This window comes from Trichocoleus sp. DQ-U1 (genome assembly GCF_039961925.1).
In the GTDB taxonomy this organism is placed as follows: Bacteria; Cyanobacteriota; Cyanobacteriia; order Cyanobacteriales; family FACHB-T130; genus FACHB-T130.
In genome coordinates this window covers 1-16324 of record NZ_JAMPKB010000048.1, presented here as the reverse complement: position 1 = coordinate 16324, position 16324 = coordinate 1, and the positions used below count along the sequence as shown (strand labels likewise).

Genomic DNA, 16324 nt, shown 5'->3' with positions numbered 1-16324 from the left:
AGATTTTTCTAAAAAGAAGCTTAAAATGTCTCGTAAAAACTATTCCTTTAGAAAGATGTGAAAAAGAAAAAGTAGAACTAGACAAAAGCTAGAATGGATGAAAGCTGAGATGTGTGGGGGAGTAAGGAGGCTACAAAATACTAGCTTCACCCAGATGCGATCGCTTGCGTTGGCGATTTAGTTATACCATTTCCATTTTGATGTACTACATGAAGCTCCTCCTAACCACCCAAGAGAATAAACGGAGAACAGATGTGTAGTATCAGCACCTTGAATTGGAATTGACTGTACGTAAAAAATCTAAGATGTTAACCGGAGACCTAAGGACATGGATGAGGAAATCATTAAACAACTGAATATGGAAGTTGAAGCGATGAGCTTCAACGAGTTAAACGAACTTGGCAATAGAGCAGTTAGTTTAGGGCTGATTTTGGGTCACGGCTATCGAAGTAACCAGTACGAAATCCTTCGCAAAAATGAGGTAGTCATGCTACCACCCAAAGAAGCAGCCGCTTATCTAAAAAAATTGATTGGAGAAGTTGGGGGCTAAATGATAATAGGGAATGGGAGTAAAATTGGGGATAGGAAAAGTGCATCTACCATTTACTTCCTAGTAACAGCTATCAATGACCCGAAATTAGCAATTATCAGTTTTTTATAAATTTGCAGACATGACAAATCAGCATGTATTTATTTTCGAGGGAGAACGCGCCGGAAATTATGATAAAGAAATTCTTTTCTGGGTGCCTGGATATGAGCTGATACACGATTTGTTGCAGGCGGTGCTTCAAGTGCGCCTCCCGGAAGAGTCCTCACTGTTAATTTCTGGTTCGGGTTCGGGTAAAGAACTTGAGATTCTGGGAAAGGCAAATTCCTCGTGGCGGCTGCTGGGGGTAGACCCGTCGCCGGAGATGATGAGCATTGCTAGCGATCGCATCCAGAAAGCGGGACTCCAAGAGCGCGTCAGCCTTCATCAAGGCATTGTGTCTGACTTACCTGAAGATATTTTGTATGACGCCGCCACGTTGATTCTAGTCATGCATTTTTTCCCCGATGACGGAACCAAGCTAGCAATGCTTCGCAGTATCGCTCAACGGCTCAAGCCAGGTGCTACTTTTGTGCTCGTGGATTCATACGGGGAGTCGAATTCGGGTCAAGTTGAACGAAAGTTTGAAATCCTGAAGAATTACGTTCTCAAAAAAGGTATTCCTCCAGAGCAGGTACAGCAGAGGCTCGAAAATCTTCCCAAAAATATCCACTTAGTGCCGGAAGAGCGGATCGTTGCGCTGCTTGAAGAGGCTGGTTTTGGGATGGTGGAACGCTTTTATAGTGCCTTACTCGTCGGTGGTTGGATTGCGAAACGTGGGGAATAAATAGCGCGTTGTATTAGTTCATTAGATGAAGGATAAAAGGAACAAATTCCCTAATTAGTGACAATCTCAAACTCTAGCTGATGACTTTCCTGAAAGTTATGGGTGAAATGATCGACTACGTTTGTATCGCTGAGTTCAAGATTGTAGAAATCTACAAATTCCTCATCAAAATATGGTCCAGCGTGCCAAGTTCCAACTTCTAACTTGATAAAGCAATTGCCTGGAATGTGGAAAGCTTTAATATCTTCTAATGTCGGTTGGTCAGTATTATGATTTGGAGGCGCAACCACAATTAGCCAGTCTTTCCCTTCCAGCGAACCTAGACATTGAGTGCATTGGATATGGCGCGTGATTTTGTGAAACTTGCGACCTTTGTGGTGCAGCCGCATAATGTAAAATCGGGGAATTCCATTTTGCAGGTTTAACTGCGCTTCTTCGGAATCATAAAGTTTGCCGTCAACACTTGCAGAGATTACTTGACCATAACGCCGAAAATTTTCTGGTGTTATCAATTCGGCGTGTAATTGTTGCACTGTTTTTGATGTATTCATATCAAACTTGTTTGTATTTTCATCATTTTAATGGTCATTTTCATCCGAAAAAACCTAGGAAAGCAAATTACCCACAAACTGGAAGTTTGGGGCTATACAAACCAATTCCGCCTACGCGGACTTAATTTAGCCTGCGGAGGCAGGCTTTGTTTGTGTAGCTTTGTTTGTGTAGCCGCGATTTCAATTGCCAGGTATTTTGCTTACTCAGTTTTGGGTTTGTATGGAATAATTGAAGCTTGCTTCTCCCCATCACTTGGTCTTGTATACCACCAAGCCCAAGCAATTAAGACTGCTTGGAAGGGAAGTCTTATTGCTTGGAACCAAGGTGAGTTTGGAATAGGATTGAGGTCGATACTATTCACTGCCATATTGATATTTGCAGGGAAAACAAAGATAAAAAGAGTCAGCAGTCCCCAAGCAGCCGCATGACTTACGGGAGGGACTAATAATCCAATCCCACCCAGGATTTCAAAAAAGCCGCTGATATATACCAGTTCCAGAGGGTAAGGAAGTTGCGACGGCACGAGTTTAACAAATGGTGCTGGGATGGCAAAGTGCGCTATGCCGACGCCGATGATACACACACACAGAATCACTCGCAACAGTTCTTTGTTCTTTTTGATGTATTCCATCTCACCCTATACAGACTAACGATTAGAATTTGCTGACAAATTTTGTCGCTTCTTCAGTTTATTCAGTTTGATGTTACTTTGTTTTCAGCCAACAGTTGGAAAAATAGACTGGCGTTAGCATAGCGATCGCATCCCGGAATCGCGCAAAATTAAGACTATCTATCTGAGGGCGATCGCATGATGGAATATAGTCGGCGCAAATTTCTCCTGTACGGTTCAGCTACCTTGGGTACCAGTCTGTTGCTGAAGGCTTGCAATGGCAGTCCTACCCCAACAGAAACAGCAGCTAGCGGGGATACTTCTGCTAAAACGGGTAAGGATTTAAAAGTTGCCATCGTTTTGCCAGGGATTATCACAGATAAAGCTTGGAACCAGGCTGGCTATGAAGGCGTGACAACTGCTAAAGAACAGCTAGGAGTTGAAATTGCTCACGTTGAGAAGGTGGAACAAGCGGATCAGGCAGAAGCTTTGTCAGATTTTGCGCGTCGTGGCTACAACTTAGTGTATGCCCACGGGGGACAATTTGATGCGGCGATTGAGCAGGTAGCAGCGCAATTTCCGAAGACGTTTTTTGTCGGTGTCAATGGTACGGTGAAAGGCGATAACATGGCGTCTTTGCGAATCGATCATTTGCAAACCAGTTATCTGTGCGGCATCATAGGTGCCTTGATGACAAAATCAAATAAAATGGCTTATCTAGCGGCTCAATCTTTTCAAGCAACTGATGAAGAATTGCGGGGATTAGAGTTAGGCGCGAAGTCTGTTAAACCAGATATTAAAATCGCTGCCAGTTATACGGGCGATTGGAATGATGCGGCTAAGGCGAAGGAAGCGACGCAAGCGTTGATTTCTTCAGGCGTTGATGTGATTTATCAGTGGCTGGATAATGCTTCTCCTGCGGTGCTGCAAACCGCCGCTGAGAAGGGAGTTTTTGCTTTCGGCAATACCACAGATCAACTGGATGTTGCGCCAAAGGCAGTATTAACCAGTGCGGTGAAGCGAATTGACTTAGCGATCGCATACTTAGCCGATCTTGCTGTGAAAGGCAATCTAAAAGGTGAGATTTATACAATTGGTTTGGAAAATCCTGAGATTCTCTATCTTGGTAAATTTGGGGCAATGGTGCCAAAAAATGTAGAGGAAAAAGCACTTAATACGAAGCAGGCAATATTAGCTAAGAAAGTTACATTTGAGGCGTGTAAAGAGGGGGGAAAGGATACTCGGTGTGTGAAGCAAGCTTAATTCAGTTGATATCTCTTCGCTTATCACCCGTCGGGGAATCAATTCCCCGGCGGTATATTGGCTAAGCCAATTAGCAAAAAATATTAAAAATGACTTATTTACGTCTTGAAGGTATTACCAAACGCTTTGGCACCTTTATCGCTAATAACAACATAAATTTGAGCGTTAGTTGCGGATCGATTCATGCTCTGCTAGGCGAGAACGGAGCTGGTAAAACTACTTTAATGAATATCCTTTGCGGACTTTATCAGCCAGATTCCGGTCAAATATACTTGCAAGATAATCCAGTGCAAATTGCTTCGGCAAGTGACGCGATCGCGCAGGGGATTGGCATGATTCACCAGCATTTTATGTTGGTGCCGCAACTATCAGTAACCGAAAATATTATTCTTGGAACCAGCTTCGATTTGCGGCTAAATATAAAAGAGAAAGCGCAGGCGATCGCGCAACTCGCTCAGTCTTATGGTTTAGATATAAATCCATTCGCAAAAGTGGGGGATTTACCTGTAGGAGTTCAGCAACGGGTAGAGATTCTCAAAGCACTTTACCGCAACGCCAAGTTGCTGATATTAGATGAACCGACAGCAGTGCTGACGCCGCCAGAAGTAAAAATATTAGCTGCTATCTTGCGCAAACTAGCTAAAGATGGACATACGATTATTTTTATCAGTCACAAGCTAGAAGAGGTGATGAATCTCTGCGATACTGTCACCGTGTTGCGGCGGGGTGCGGTGGTGACGACAACTAAAACCGCAGATACGAACACTCAAGAATTAGCACGGTTGATGGTAGGGAGAGAAATCTTACTTCATCTAAATAAATCTGCTCGTTCTTCTAGTGAAGTAGTGCTAGAAGTACAAAAGTTGCAGGTTGAGGATGAGCGGAATTTGCTGGTTGTAAAAGATATATCTTTTGAACTCCACGCAGGCGAAATACTAGGAGTTGCGGGTGTTGATGGTAATGGACAGCGAGAGTTAGCAGATGCGATCGCGGGTTTGCGTGTTATTACTTCGGGAACCATCCGGAGATCCCCCTCTAACTCCTCCTTAAAAAGGGGGAGGACAGGAAGAATTACAGCTTATATTCCGGAGGATAGGCAGAAAATGGGTTTGGTGATGGGATTTAGTATTGCCAGAAATCTTATTCTCAAAGTTTTTAACTTTCTACCATTTTGCCGCTGTTGGTTCCTCCAGTATGAGGTAATTAATCATCATGCGGCTGAGGCAATGGAAAACTTTGATATTCGCGCTGAAAATCCATCGATTAAAGTTAGCCAATTGTCTGGTGGCAATCAACAAAAAGTGGTGTTAGCACGAGAACTTTCTGGCAACCCAGCTTTAATTGTGGCAATGCAACCGACACGCGGTTTAGATGTCGGTGCGACTGAATACGTGCAGCAACGCTTATTAGCTGAACGAGAACGAGGTGCGGCAATTTTGTATATTTCTACCGAATTAGAAGAGATTATGGCAATGAGCGATCGCATTGCCGTCATGTATGAAGGACAATTCGTGGATATCTTAGATGCTGCCACTGCCACAGTGGAACAAGTTGGTTATTTAATGACTGGTGGTATTTCGGCGGGTGTTGAAGGGTAGCGATCGCGATCGCTGCTAAGTTCAACTGTTGTCTGACGACTGAAATCGTAGCTACACAAATAAAGACAGCCTGCGCGGTCTAAAATACAAAAATTATTCTCAGCCTTCGTAGACAGCCTGAGTTTGTATAGCCCCAGACTTCAGTCTGTGGGAGTCTTAGCGAAGTCCCACAGTTATGACAACAAATCGGATTCAACCTGTACTGCTGCCAATATTATCGCCGCTTGTGGCGATCTCATCCGCCCTCATCGTTGGTGCTATCCTCATCTTGCTGGCAAAGGCGAACCCCATCACCGCCTACGGCATTCTATTTAAAGAATCCCTTGCAGATTACTACGGCATTGGCAATACGATCGCCAAAACCGCACCCTTATTATTAGCGAGTTTGGGGGTGCTGGTGCCTTTGAAGGCGGGTTTGTTCAATATTGGCGCTGAAGGGCAAATTTACATGGGGGGACTCGGTAGCGCCTTGGTGGGGCTATCTCTGCAAGGATTACCCGCATTAATTCACGTACCGCTGGCGCTGTTGGGGGGATTTTTATTAGGGGGAATTTGGGGATTCATTCCGGGTTATCTGAAAGCAGTGCGCGGTGTAAATGAAGTGATTACCACGCTGCTACTCAATTATGTGGCGCTGAACTTTGTCGGATATCTAGTGAATAATCCCTTGAAGGCACCAGGTGCGCCGAGTGCCTTTTCTCCTTTAATCGCAGAATCCGCCCGATTACCGATTATTTTGCCGCAAACTCAAGCTCATGCGGGGATTTTTATCGGATTACTCGCTACAGGATTGTTGTGGGTATTGCTGACGCGATCGCCTTTAGGATACCAAATCGAAGCTGTCGGACAAAATCCCACAGCCGCCCGTTACGCCGGGATGTCGGTAGAACGCACTATCATCGCTGTAATGGCATTTGCTGGAGGATTCGCAGGATTAGCGGGTGCGGGTGAAGTCATGGGGCTGAAATATCGACTATTCGACCGTTTTTCACCGGGGTATGGATTTGATGCGATCGCGATCGCACTCCTGAGTCGTGGTAATCTCGCCGGTATCGTCCTCACTTCCGTATTCTTCGGTATCCTCCGCAGCGGCGCAAACGTCATGCAACGCAGCGCCAACGTCCCAGTCACCGTCGTTTACACCATCCAGGGTTTAACCGTTTTGTTCATTGCGATTAGTTTTGCAGTTGAACGTCAAATTAAGCTAAAGAGTTAATTTTTAATTATCTGTAAACTGGTAGCGTGAAGTGAAAAATACTGCCCTTATCGAGATTTGAGTCTACCCAAATCTGCCCATAATGCGCCCGAATAATCCGCTGGCATAAGCCAAGACCAATCCCATACCCGTCTCTTTCTTGGTCTCGCTCTAGGCGATAGCGATCTTCAAAGATGCGCTCTTGATTCTCCGCAGGGATACCAAAACCCGTGTCGCCAACGCTCACCTGAATTTTCTGAGTCGTGCGGTGCAGCATTGCAACTTGAATCCTGCCACCTTCCGGCGTGTACTTAATCGCGTTATCCAGAAGGTTGACTATCACTTGGCGCACCCGTTCTTCATCCGCATAGACATAGGGCAAATCCTGGGGAATATCGGTTTCCAAACATTGAGATTTCCCCTGACACCGAGCTTTCAGTGAATTAATGACCTCATGACAAAGTGCCCCCAAGTCCAACTTATGCGGTTGAATATGCAATTGGGCACTCGTACCCCTGGCGGCTTGCAGAATATCTGCGATCATCCGATCCATCACGCGGATTTGGGTACGAGCCTGCTTGCTTAACTGCTCGGTCAGTGCTGGTGTTAGCTTGGCGTGTCTGTTGCTATTGTTTGAATTTAAGCTTAATTCCAAGGTTTCCATTGCTAGAGAGGCGGCTGTGAGGGGACTCCGCAGGTCGTGAGCTAACATAGCGAGTACCCGGTCTTTGAACTGTAGCTGCTCTAGCAGTTCTTCTTTTTCTTTCTTGAGGCGAAAAATTTCGTCAGACAGTTGAATCAGTTCTGCGGAATGAGCAACAGACCGAATCGCTGAGGTTTCTGCGGTGGTCGGTGAATCTGTCTCCCGGTCCTGTGCTAAAGTCTCCTGATATTCTTCGGCACACAGCTGCCAGCGAGGCCAACAATTCTTCAATTGAGCGATCAAATTACTCCCAGCTAGCGTCTGTCGGGGTTCCGGATGAATCTTGATCAAAGCTGGGGTTGCCACCAGTTTAAAGTGTTCGGCTAAATACGGCTGCTCTCCGACCTCGACCATCTGAAGTTCAAAAGGAACCTCGGTCTTTAAGCTCTCCAGATACGTTTGGATTTGCTGGATCTGTTTACGCGAACTCGGACGTTCATCGACAAACAGCAGTAGCTGTAGCGATGCTTCAGAATGGGTAGGTTTTTCAAGAGCTGCCTTTATGTAATCTGGTTTCAGCACTGGGAACCAACCGATGACACTTTAATTCTTAGGGGTATTGACTGAGAGTGGACGAGAAGCGAAGATCCGCTTTCAATTTAATATCTATTTAACATTTATAAACGATTGTGAGTGATGTTGTTGAAATTACACAAGCAGCCAGCGTTACGGATGGTGATGGGTGCAGCGATCGCATTTTTTTTGTTTGCTCTCTTTTTCACCCTGCATCGGCACTTCACCTTTTATTCCTCCTACGATCAAGGCATCTTTAACCAAGTCTTCTGGAACGGCATTCACGGTCGCTTCTTTCAGAGTTCTCTTTCCTCGCAGCTTTCTACCAACGTCGTTCACAATGGCGAAGTCCCAGAAGTTTTTTATCACCGCTTAGGGCAACACTTCACCCCAGCCCTTTTGCTGTGGCTACCCTTGTATGCCCTGTTTCCGTCACCCGCAACGCTCACTGTTTTGCAAGTTACGCTCGTAACCGCTGCCGGTTTGGTTCTATACGTCCTCGCTCGACAGCATCTGGAACCGGGGATTTCTGCCCTAATTACTATCAGCTTTTACGGCGCTAACGCCGTTCTTGGCCCTACCTTAGCTAATTTCCACGATATTTGCCAAATTCCCCTCTTTACCTTTGGATTGCTCCTGGCAATGGAAAAGCGCTGGTGGTGGCTATTTTGGGTGCTGGCGGTTTTGATTTTGGCGGTTCGGGAAGATTCGGGCGTGAGCCTGTTTAGTATCGGGTTTTACATGATCCTGAGCAAACGCTATCCCAAGGCGGGTCTTGCGGTCTGTACTCTCAGTTTTGCTTACATGATTGTCCTCACCAATCTGATCATGCCGCTGTTCTCCGAGGATATTTCTCAGCGGTTTATGATGGAGCGGTTTGGGCAATATGCGGATGGCGAAGAAGCTTCTACGCTGGAAATTATCTGGGGAATGGTAAGCAACCCTTGGCGGCTTATCGTCGAGCTGTTTTCACCCTTCTTTGGCACGATTAAGTATTTATTAGGTCAATGGTTGCCCTTGGCTTTTGTGCCAGCAATTTCTCCTGCTTCTTGGATGGTAGCGGGATTTCCCCTCTTGAAACTTTTATTAGGGAAGGGACAGTCGGTTCTCGCTATTAATATTCGCTATGCGATGACAATCGTGCCGGGGCTATTTTACGGGGCGATTCTCTGGTGGGCAGGGCAAAGCGACTTTAGAATTTGGATAAGACATTTTAAAGGGGGGCGAAAAGCTCAGACATCAGACATTGGTGAGGCTGAGGTGCAACCTCCCAAATCGGTTTCGCCGTCGTTTCGGCGCTTTTGGGTTATCTGCCTCTGCCTTTCAGTATTTTTTACATTCACCTCTAACCCCAATCGAACTTTTTACTTTTTGATTCCAGATTCTATTCAACCTTTGGTTTACGTCCCCGTAACGCGGCAGTGGGAACACGTCAGCCAAGTTCGCCCTTTATTGGCTCAGATTCCGCCTGACGCTAGTGTAGCGACTACCACCTATCTTGTACCCCATCTTTCGGGTCGCCGCGAAATCATCCGCTTTCCTTCTTTGCAACTCCGCAATGATGCTGGTGAAGTGGTGAATGTGGATTACATTATTGCTGATTTGTGGCAAGCGCAGCAGTATCAAGCTGCGTTCAATGAAGAACGCGGATTATTGCAACAGAGTGTTCCCGCGATCGATCGGCTGTCTGGTAGTGGGGAGTACGGCATCATTGGCTTCAAAGATGGCGTTATTTTGATGCAAAAAGGAGTTGCCTCGAACGAGCAAGCGATCGCGGCTTGGCAGGCATTTCGCCAACAGATTTCTCTAACTTAAATTCGTCTTTTGTCCCATCTAGCGGCAGACTATGCGATCGCACGTACCGAGCAATTCCATATCAACCCGGCAACATCCGCATTCCCACGGAAGTCAGAGATGTTCCCAAATGGCAATATAGATGGCAAATAATGCCTTCTTTTTCACTATTAAACCAATGGGTAAGAGCATCGTTCTGGGGTGCTTAATTAATCTGAGAATTATTGTGGAAAAACCGGATAGGCAATTGAAGTGTCTTTTAGAGTTTATTTAGGGACAAACTTTGTTATTGAAATGTCTATTCGCAGTACACCAAAAGCTAGCGGTAGGCTGAAAGCGATTGAGGTATAGAGCCAGAAAAGGAATAAATTCTAGGCTTTACATTTCATAATTTATTATTTTCTTACTTCTTATTGTATTAACTGTTTATCCCTCAAATAAAAGCAACAATAGAAATAGATTGAGTGTTTATGTTTGCTCAGGGTTAAAAGATTATTTAAATCTATCACACCCTCATTGTCCCAACTAGGAGACTATAATTTTTAGAACTATGTCGATCTGTAGCGATTTGTAACTGAATTGAGGGGATTGGGGGAAATGAAGATTCTAGTCCTGACTTGGGAATTTCCGCCGCGCATTGTCGGAGGAATTGCCCGCCATGTAGGGGAGTTATATCCAGAACTGATTAAACTAGGGCATGAAGTCCACTTGCTAACAGTAGAGTTTGGTCACGCGCCGCTGTACGAGGTGGTAGATGGCGTCCACGTGCATCGGGTGCCAGTGGGCTACGGTTATGATTTCTTTCACTGGGTCGTGAATTTGAACCAGAGCATGGGGATTCACGGCGGGAAGCTGATGATGGAAGATGGCCCGTTCGATTTGATCCATGCCCACGATTGGTTAGTGGGAGATGCCGCGATCGCTCTCAAGCACAATTTTAAAGTGCCGCTGATTACTACGATTCACGCCACAGAATTTGGTCGTTACAACGGCATCTACAACGACGACCACCGCTACATTAGCGGCAAAGAAAAACTTCTCGCCTATAACTCTTGGCGGATTATTGTTTGTACCAACTATATGCGCCAAGAAGGAGAACGAGCGCTAGAAACTCCTTGGGACAAAATGGATGTGATTTACAACGGCATCCGACCGGAAAAGAAACCACGCTGGCACGAGTTTGATGCATTGAACTTCCGTCGTCAGTTTGCCGACGATCGGGAGAAAATTGTTTACTATGTGGGTCGAATGTCCCACGAAAAGGGCGTTTCCGTGTTGTTGAATGCTGCCCCGAAAGTCCTTTGGGAAATGGGGGGTAATGTCAAATTTGTGATTATTGGCGGCGGCAATACTGACCCCTTGAAGCAGCAAGCTTGGAATTTAGGCATTTGGGACGACTGCTATTTCACCGGCTTTATGTCAGATGCCGACCTAGATAAATTCCAAACCGTTGCTGACTGCGCCGTATTTCCCAGCCTCTACGAACCTTTTGGCATTGTTGCCCTAGAAAGCTTTGCCGCCCGCGTGCCCGTTGTGGTATCGGACACGGGGGGTTTACCGGAAGTCGTGCAACACACGAAGACTGGGGTTGTTACCCAGACGAACAACTGGGATTCTCTCGCCTGGGGCATTTTAGAAGTGCTAAAAAATCCAGGTTACGCCCAGTGGCTAGTTGACAACGCTTATGAAGATTTAGAGCGTCGGTTCAGCTGGTCGAAGATAGCGAAACAAACTGAAGCAGTTTATCAAAGAGTAGTGCAAGAGCGATCGCACACTCCCTGGGCTTAATCATCATTGGACTTAATCAAAAGTTGAAGGTTTGTTCTTCGTTCCCAAACTTAGCCAGAGAACCAGAATTTGGATACTCTGGATCGCAACTATCGCTAAAATTCAACAATTCCAGCCATCCGAAGCTGACCGGCTTGATTTGCCTGCCAGATTTTCCCGCTGGTTCCATCCAGGCAAATCAGCCAACCTTCATCGTAAACTCAGGTATCGATACAGACAGATGGCGTAACCGAGATTGACTGGCACGCTACTTCTTTGGCTGGTGTGTCCGCCAGCAACCATCGTTTTGCCAGACGTTCCCAAGAACAACATAAACTCAGGTTGTTCCGATAGCGGTAGGGGAATGTCGCCAATGGCAGGAATCCCGATTCGGCAATCAATCCTTCAGAAGCAGCTGACGTCGGTGAGCGTGCAACAGCTGAAACTCCCGCCCCGTCACTTGCTCCAACATCAAGACGATATGCTCTGGTCTTAGTACAGTTCCATCATTTTGACAACTGCCCAAATAACGCAGAAAAACGCCTTCTGCCGCTTTTTCTTGGCAAGCTAATGGGATATTACCCTTCGCTCCGCTGGCGCTTCTTTGAGGCTCATTGACCTCCAATTCAAACAAGCGATCGCGCAGATTTATCTGTTTCTTCTTCCCAGACTTCGTCGTTTGCTCAATTAAAATGCTCTCAGTGGCTTTAATCGCCTCTACCCAGCTTTGCCACTCCTCTGGTGACGCAGACTCAACCGCTGCCACCGCAATCAAATACTCGGCTTTTTCCAACAACTGAGTCGCGGAAGGAGCCTTCAAATCAACATCTGCCACCCGATAAACCGGGATATCAGACGGCAACTGGGCAGCTAACTTCTCCTGGAATGTCGCCACATCCATCGCCTGGGTTAGCTCAAAGTCCACAATTTCACCTTCACTGGTTGATCCCAATGACAGCGCACTCGCTGGAGAAATGCGGGGACTGGGATGAAACCCGCCCGTAAAAGCAACTGGCAATGCCGCCCGACGCACAGCACGGTCAAACAGGCGCACCAAATCTAGATGACTCACCAGCGCCATATCGCCCAGCTTACCCAACCAAACCCGCAACCGCTGCACCCTATCTGTATTCGGCGTGAAGTGTCCGGCAAATTCTGGAATCGGCAGCGGCTTGATAACAATATTGTGCCCAAAGTCAGACCCGCAAATGCCACAGTGAGAACAGCCTTCAAACGAGCAATCCGGCACTATCGCAGCTTCTAAAGCCCGTTTCAGGTCAGCGATTAGCCAGTTCTTATCAATTCCCGTATCGATATGATCCCAAGGCAACGGCGCATCGAATTGGGGATTGGGAATTGCGGATTGGGAATCGTCAATGGGTAGCGGTTGATTCCGATTCTCCACCCAGTTCCATTCGCCATTTTCAACAAGGCGGTATTTCCAGGTTAAGCCTGATTCTGCGATCGCGTCTCCCCAAGCCGCAAAAGCCCGCTCCACACTATCAAACCAGGCATCCATCCCCGCACCCAGTTCCCAAGCACGACGCAGCACTGATGCCAGACGCCTATCGCCCCGTCCAATAAAATCTTCCATCGCCGAAAGTCGCACATCGGTGAAGTTTACCTTCACCCCCCTCATCCCGCGAAACTCGTCGCGGAGAAGTTTCTGCTTCTGTTGAAACTCAGTTGTAGACACAGAGTGCCACTGGAAAGGCGTGTGAGGCTTCGGCGTAAAGTTAGAAATCGTCAGGTTGAAATGCAGACGCTTTCTGCCTTCAGTCCGACATTCTTGGTGTAGCCAACGGATAGTTTCGGCAATGCCGACCACATCTACATCCGTCTCTCCAGGCAGACCAATCATAAAATACAGCTTAATTTTTTCCCAACCCTGCTCGTAGGCGGTTTTCACCCCCCGCAGCAATTCTGCGTTCGTCAAACCCTTGTTGATAATGTCCCTCATCCGCTGGGTTCCAGCTTCCGGCGCGAAAGTCAGTCCACTTTGCCGCGTCCCGCCCAGAATATTCGCGATATCTTCATCAAAGCGGTCTACCCGTTGACTGGGTAAAGAGAGGGAAATATTTTCATCTTTGAGGCGATTTTTGATTTCCATCCCTACCGCCGGTAGAGATAGATAATCCGAACAACTCAAGGAGAGTAGGGAAAACTCGTTATATCCCGTCGCCCGCATTCCCTTTTCAATTGCCTCTACGACTTCCTGCGGTTCCACATCCCGCGCCGGACGAGTCAGCATTCCTGGCTGGCAGAAGCGACAACCGCGAGTACAGCCGCGCCGCACTTCAATGGTCAGTCGGTCGTGGACTGTCTCTACATAAGGCACTAGCCCGATGGAATAAGCTGGCAGGGGGGCAGCAACTCGTCGTAAAATCCGCTGGGGTACATCCGGGCGATTGGGATGGACTGAGCCATCTTCTGCCATGTCGTAGAACTGCGGCACATATACGCCGGGTACTTGTGCCAAATTCAGCAATAGTTGTTCTCGACTGAGTTGAGCTTTTTTGGCTTTTTCCACTACCCAGCCAATTTCTGGTAGCACTTCCTCGCCATCTCCCAGAGCCAAGAAATCGAAAAAGTCTGCGTAAGGTTCGGGATTCGAGGTTGCGGTCTGTCCCCCAGCAAAAATCAGGGGATAATTCCAGGGAAATCCTTCACTTTCCCTTGCGTCTGTGCTGGTGAGCCTCTCTCGCCACGTCAGGGGAATCCCTGCCAAATCCAGCATTTCCAGGATATTGGTGGCTCCTAGCTCGTAGCTGAGACTAAAGCCCAAAATGTCAAAATCTGTAAGACTTCGCCGCGATTCCACGGCAAATAGGGGCGTCTGTGTTTCTCGGAGTTTCGCCGCTAAATCTGGGGCTGGTAAATATGCGCGATCGCACAGCTGCCCCAATTGAGCATTCAATATGTTGTAGAGAATAATATGCCCAAGATTCGATGCACCCACTTCATAGATTTCTGGGTATGTCAGAACCCAGCGTACTGCCGCCGCTTCCCAAGGTTTGTGGACGGCTCCTAGCTCGTTTCCCAAATAACGAGCTGGTTTCTGTATCTCTGCTGTAAGTAGTTTCTCGACTGCGATTGCCACTGCAAAACGCTCCCTGCTTCCAGTGCCTCAGATTCAACCCTAGCACCAATTCAGGATTAGCACTCAGCAACAGCGCTCAACCTCTCAGTTTTTCCTTTAGAAGTATTTCCTTGTTCCTATACTCCAATGTTTGCTTCCAAGGCGGCAGGACTTTCTAAAATTTCAAAGACTCCGTCAAGTTGAGCCAGTTCAAAAATCATCCGAATGGAGGGCGACACTGAAGAGAGGCTAAACCGCCGTCCTAGACTGTGTGCTAAACGGTGAGCCGAAACAAACGCCATCAAGCCAGCACTATCGAGGAACTCTACTTGCGCCATATCAACTAGCACAATGGATTGCTCGGGTGAAGAAACAGCTGCTGTCAGTTGACCTTGGAACTCAACCGCATTCGATGCATTGATATGACCTTGGGGGCGAATAACTGCAACGTTGGGGCGAACTAGCGTATTTTGCATGACAATATCCTGTTTCAACTCTAAACAAAAATTTGTGTAATAGCTTCGACAATAAACGGTAAATATGATATTGCCTACCCCCTTTTAGGTAATTTGCTAAATCTTCATTAGTTACCTCCTTTTATATAAAGTTTTCAATAAGATTGCCTGAGAACGTGTTCTCTAATACGGACTTTCTAGAAGTTCTATATTAAGAAAATCCTTCTATTCATCTTTTACAATCGCTGCATCTAACCAAAGACAGATGTATTCTTTGTATAATCCTATGCGAAGCGCATTTCTGCAAGGCAGGGGCTTAGGTCTTCAAACAGACATCTGCGGCTATTCTTCACAAGATTAAAACTCATCAACGATAATATTATTGCTATAAAGCATCAACTCCGAAGCTTCATGGAGTTGTCGGAAATTATTTAAAAAATTAGCTGCAATTGGGGCGAAACTCACAGTGATTTAGATCACTTTACAGTCTAGTTTTAGATCACTGGTTCATCTATATATTCAAACGATAATTTTTAAATGCGGAGTTCTATCGGTTTTTATGAGAACTACATACGCGATTCGTCAACTGGTAGAAAAAGCTCTCTATATTAAGAAATTAACTCCAGATATAGAGAACGAAATAAATTATGAATTGACCAGAATGGGTCACATTTCTGACGTTGATTATGAGGCACTGGAATTACTCATGTCAGAGATGGATGCCGGTCGAATTCAACTGGTACCAAGTGCATAAAAGACATTAAAAATTCAAGGTAGATTTAGTCGATGGCACGAGACAATATTTGTGCCGTTGGAATCTTTCTAAATCAATCTTCTCATCCGTTTGACTCACCTGGCGGTCAACTGTCTAATTGTTTCTACTTGCTCTTTTTTCAGTTGTTAAATCGTCGTGCAGTTTGCCAAACGTTTAGAAAAGACCCCGTCCTACCTATTTGCCAAGATTAATCGCAAGCAGCATGAAACGGTCACCAAAGGGGTGAACATCATCAACATTGGACTTGGCGATCCAGACCGTCCGACGCCAGCGCATATTGTCCAGGCGATGCATGAGGCGATTAACGAGCTTTCGACTCATAACTATCCCCCCGATCGGAGAACTAAAGAATACCGCAAAGCTGCTGCGGATTGGATGGAACGCCGCTTGGGTGTCGCTGGCTTAAATATAGAATTTCAAAGTTTATCTAAGTCTTACAAGATGACCGCCGGGTGGGTTGGTTTTGTTGTGGGGAATCCTACCGAAATTAAGGGACTGGGACAAGTTAAAACCAATGTAGATTCTGGCATTTTTGGTAGTGCCAAAGATGTAATGATAGAGAAGTAGAGTTTCTCGCTGTCCTTCTTCCATGCCTGCCTGCCCAACTTGTGCATCTACCCACACGGTCAAGAATGGTCGTATTCACA

At 46.4% G+C, this 16324-nt stretch carries 14 protein-coding genes and 2 pseudogenes; 9 read left to right on the top strand and 7 right to left on the bottom strand.

Features of this window, described 5'->3' with window-relative positions; translation table 11 throughout:
• Positions 1 to 328: 328 nt before the first annotated feature.
• Together NDI34_RS18790 and NDI34_RS18785 are read left to right on the top strand one after the other, a co-directional pair.
• Positions 329 to 550: a hypothetical protein gene (locus NDI34_RS18790; protein WP_190436149.1), complete on the top strand. Its 222-nt coding sequence runs from the start codon at positions 329 to 331 to the stop codon at positions 548 to 550.
• Positions 551 to 671: 121 nt separating this feature from the next.
• On the top strand, positions 672 to 1373 hold the full coding sequence (locus NDI34_RS18785) for a methyltransferase (RefSeq protein WP_348233470.1): 702 nt from the start codon (positions 672 to 674) through the stop codon (positions 1371 to 1373).
• Between the two features lie 50 nt (positions 1374 to 1423).
• Here NDI34_RS18785 and NDI34_RS18780 read toward each other — a convergent pair whose 3' ends face one another.
• Positions 1424 to 1924, bottom strand: coding sequence for an ureidoglycolate lyase (locus tag NDI34_RS18780; RefSeq protein ID WP_348233469.1), 501 nt, complete (start codon positions 1922 to 1924; stop codon positions 1424 to 1426).
• A gap of 200 nt (positions 1925 to 2124) precedes the next feature.
• A complete protein-coding gene (locus NDI34_RS18775) occupies positions 2125 to 2547 on the bottom strand; it encodes a DoxX family protein (RefSeq protein WP_190412286.1) in 423 nt (140 codons plus the stop codon).
• Positions 2548 to 2733: 186 nt separating this feature from the next.
• Here NDI34_RS18775 and NDI34_RS18770 point away from each other — a divergent pair, with 186 nt between their 5' ends.
• From NDI34_RS18770 to NDI34_RS18760, 3 genes are all read left to right on the top strand, one after another.
• Positions 2734 to 3798: a BMP family protein gene (locus NDI34_RS18770; RefSeq protein ID WP_348233468.1), complete on the top strand. Its 1065-nt coding sequence runs from the start codon at positions 2734 to 2736 to the stop codon at positions 3796 to 3798.
• An 89-nt stretch (positions 3799 to 3887) separates the two neighbouring features.
• Positions 3888 to 5396 carry an ABC transporter ATP-binding protein gene (locus tag NDI34_RS18765; protein WP_348233467.1) on the top strand — a complete coding sequence of 503 codons (1509 nt, stop codon included), beginning with the start codon at positions 3888 to 3890 and terminating at the stop codon, positions 5394 to 5396.
• Between the two features lie 175 nt (positions 5397 to 5571).
• A complete protein-coding gene (locus tag NDI34_RS18760) occupies positions 5572 to 6612 on the top strand; it encodes an ABC transporter permease (RefSeq protein WP_348233466.1) in 1041 nt (346 codons plus the stop codon).
• A 7-nt stretch (positions 6613 to 6619) separates the two neighbouring features.
• Here the strand turns inward: NDI34_RS18760 and NDI34_RS18755 are convergent, their stop codons facing one another.
• Positions 6620 to 7816, bottom strand: coding sequence for a histidine kinase (locus NDI34_RS18755; protein WP_190436131.1), 1197 nt, complete (start codon positions 7814 to 7816; stop codon positions 6620 to 6622).
• 114 nt (positions 7817 to 7930) lie between these two features.
• On the opposite strand from NDI34_RS18755, the gene NDI34_RS18750 reads away from it, so the two are divergent.
• Both NDI34_RS18750 and NDI34_RS18745 read left to right on the top strand, forming a co-directional pair.
• Positions 7931 to 9622: a DUF2079 domain-containing protein gene (locus tag NDI34_RS18750; RefSeq protein WP_348233465.1), complete on the top strand. Its 1692-nt coding sequence runs from the start codon at positions 7931 to 7933 to the stop codon at positions 9620 to 9622.
• Between the two features lie 576 nt (positions 9623 to 10198).
• The gene (locus tag NDI34_RS18745; RefSeq protein ID WP_348233464.1) at positions 10199 to 11389 is read left to right on the top strand and encodes a glycosyltransferase family 4 protein; all 1191 of its coding nucleotides are present in this window, start codon (positions 10199 to 10201) and stop codon (positions 11387 to 11389) included.
• Positions 11390 to 11405: 16 nt separating this feature from the next.
• Here the strand turns inward: NDI34_RS18745 and NDI34_RS18740 are convergent, their stop codons facing one another.
• From NDI34_RS18740 to NDI34_RS18725, 4 genes and pseudogenes are all read right to left on the bottom strand, one after another.
• Positions 11406 to 11558, bottom strand: a complete 153-nt coding sequence (locus NDI34_RS18740; RefSeq protein ID WP_190436125.1) for a hypothetical protein — start codon at positions 11556 to 11558, stop codon at positions 11406 to 11408.
• Positions 11485 to 11683, bottom strand: a pseudogene (locus tag NDI34_RS18735) (serine/threonine protein phosphatase); the annotation flags it as partial. The pseudogene NDI34_RS18735 and the gene NDI34_RS18740, both read right to left, overlap by 74 nt.
• Before the next feature lie 82 nt (positions 11684 to 11765).
• Positions 11766 to 14468 carry a TIGR03960 family B12-binding radical SAM protein gene (locus NDI34_RS18730; RefSeq protein WP_348233463.1) on the bottom strand — a complete coding sequence of 901 codons (2703 nt, stop codon included), beginning with the start codon at positions 14466 to 14468 and terminating at the stop codon, positions 11766 to 11768.
• Positions 14469 to 14584: 116 nt separating this feature from the next.
• Entirely contained in the window at positions 14585 to 14923 is a 339-nt protein-coding gene (locus NDI34_RS18725; protein ID WP_190412160.1) for an STAS domain-containing protein, read from the bottom strand.
• A gap of 538 nt (positions 14924 to 15461) precedes the next feature.
• Between NDI34_RS18725 and NDI34_RS18720 the strand changes: the two genes are divergently transcribed.
• Positions 15462 to 15656, top strand: coding sequence for a hypothetical protein (locus NDI34_RS18720; RefSeq protein WP_190412161.1), 195 nt, complete (start codon positions 15462 to 15464; stop codon positions 15654 to 15656).
• 156 nt (positions 15657 to 15812) lie between these two features.
• Positions 15813 to 16211: pseudogene (locus NDI34_RS18715) on the top strand (hypothetical protein); the annotation flags it as partial.
• Positions 16212 to 16324 lie beyond the last annotated feature (113 nt).

Coding starts and splice junctions, on each gene's coding strand:
- NDI34_RS18790 (WP_190436149.1), top strand. CDS start 329: ATGGATGAGGAAATCATTAAACAACTGAATATGGAAGTTGAAGCGATG.
- NDI34_RS18785 (WP_348233470.1), top strand. CDS start 672: ATGACAAATCAGCATGTATTTATTTTCGAGGGAGAACGCGCCGGAAAT.
- NDI34_RS18780 (WP_348233469.1), bottom strand. CDS start 1,924: ATGAATACATCAAAAACAGTGCAACAATTACACGCCGAATTGATAACA.
- NDI34_RS18770 (WP_348233468.1), top strand. CDS start 2,734: ATGATGGAATATAGTCGGCGCAAATTTCTCCTGTACGGTTCAGCTACC.
- NDI34_RS18765 (WP_348233467.1), top strand. CDS start 3,888: ATGACTTATTTACGTCTTGAAGGTATTACCAAACGCTTTGGCACCTTT.
- NDI34_RS18760 (WP_348233466.1), top strand. CDS start 5,572: ATGACAACAAATCGGATTCAACCTGTACTGCTGCCAATATTATCGCCG.
- NDI34_RS18750 (WP_348233465.1), top strand. CDS start 7,931: ATGTTGTTGAAATTACACAAGCAGCCAGCGTTACGGATGGTGATGGGT.
- NDI34_RS18745 (WP_348233464.1), top strand. CDS start 10,199: ATGAAGATTCTAGTCCTGACTTGGGAATTTCCGCCGCGCATTGTCGGA.
- NDI34_RS18740 (WP_190436125.1), bottom strand. CDS start 11,558: ATGGAACCAGCGGGAAAATCTGGCAGGCAAATCAAGCCGGTCAGCTTC.
- NDI34_RS18725 (WP_190412160.1), bottom strand. CDS start 14,923: ATGCAAAATACGCTAGTTCGCCCCAACGTTGCAGTTATTCGCCCCCAA.
- NDI34_RS18720 (WP_190412161.1), top strand. CDS start 15,462: ATGAGAACTACATACGCGATTCGTCAACTGGTAGAAAAAGCTCTCTAT.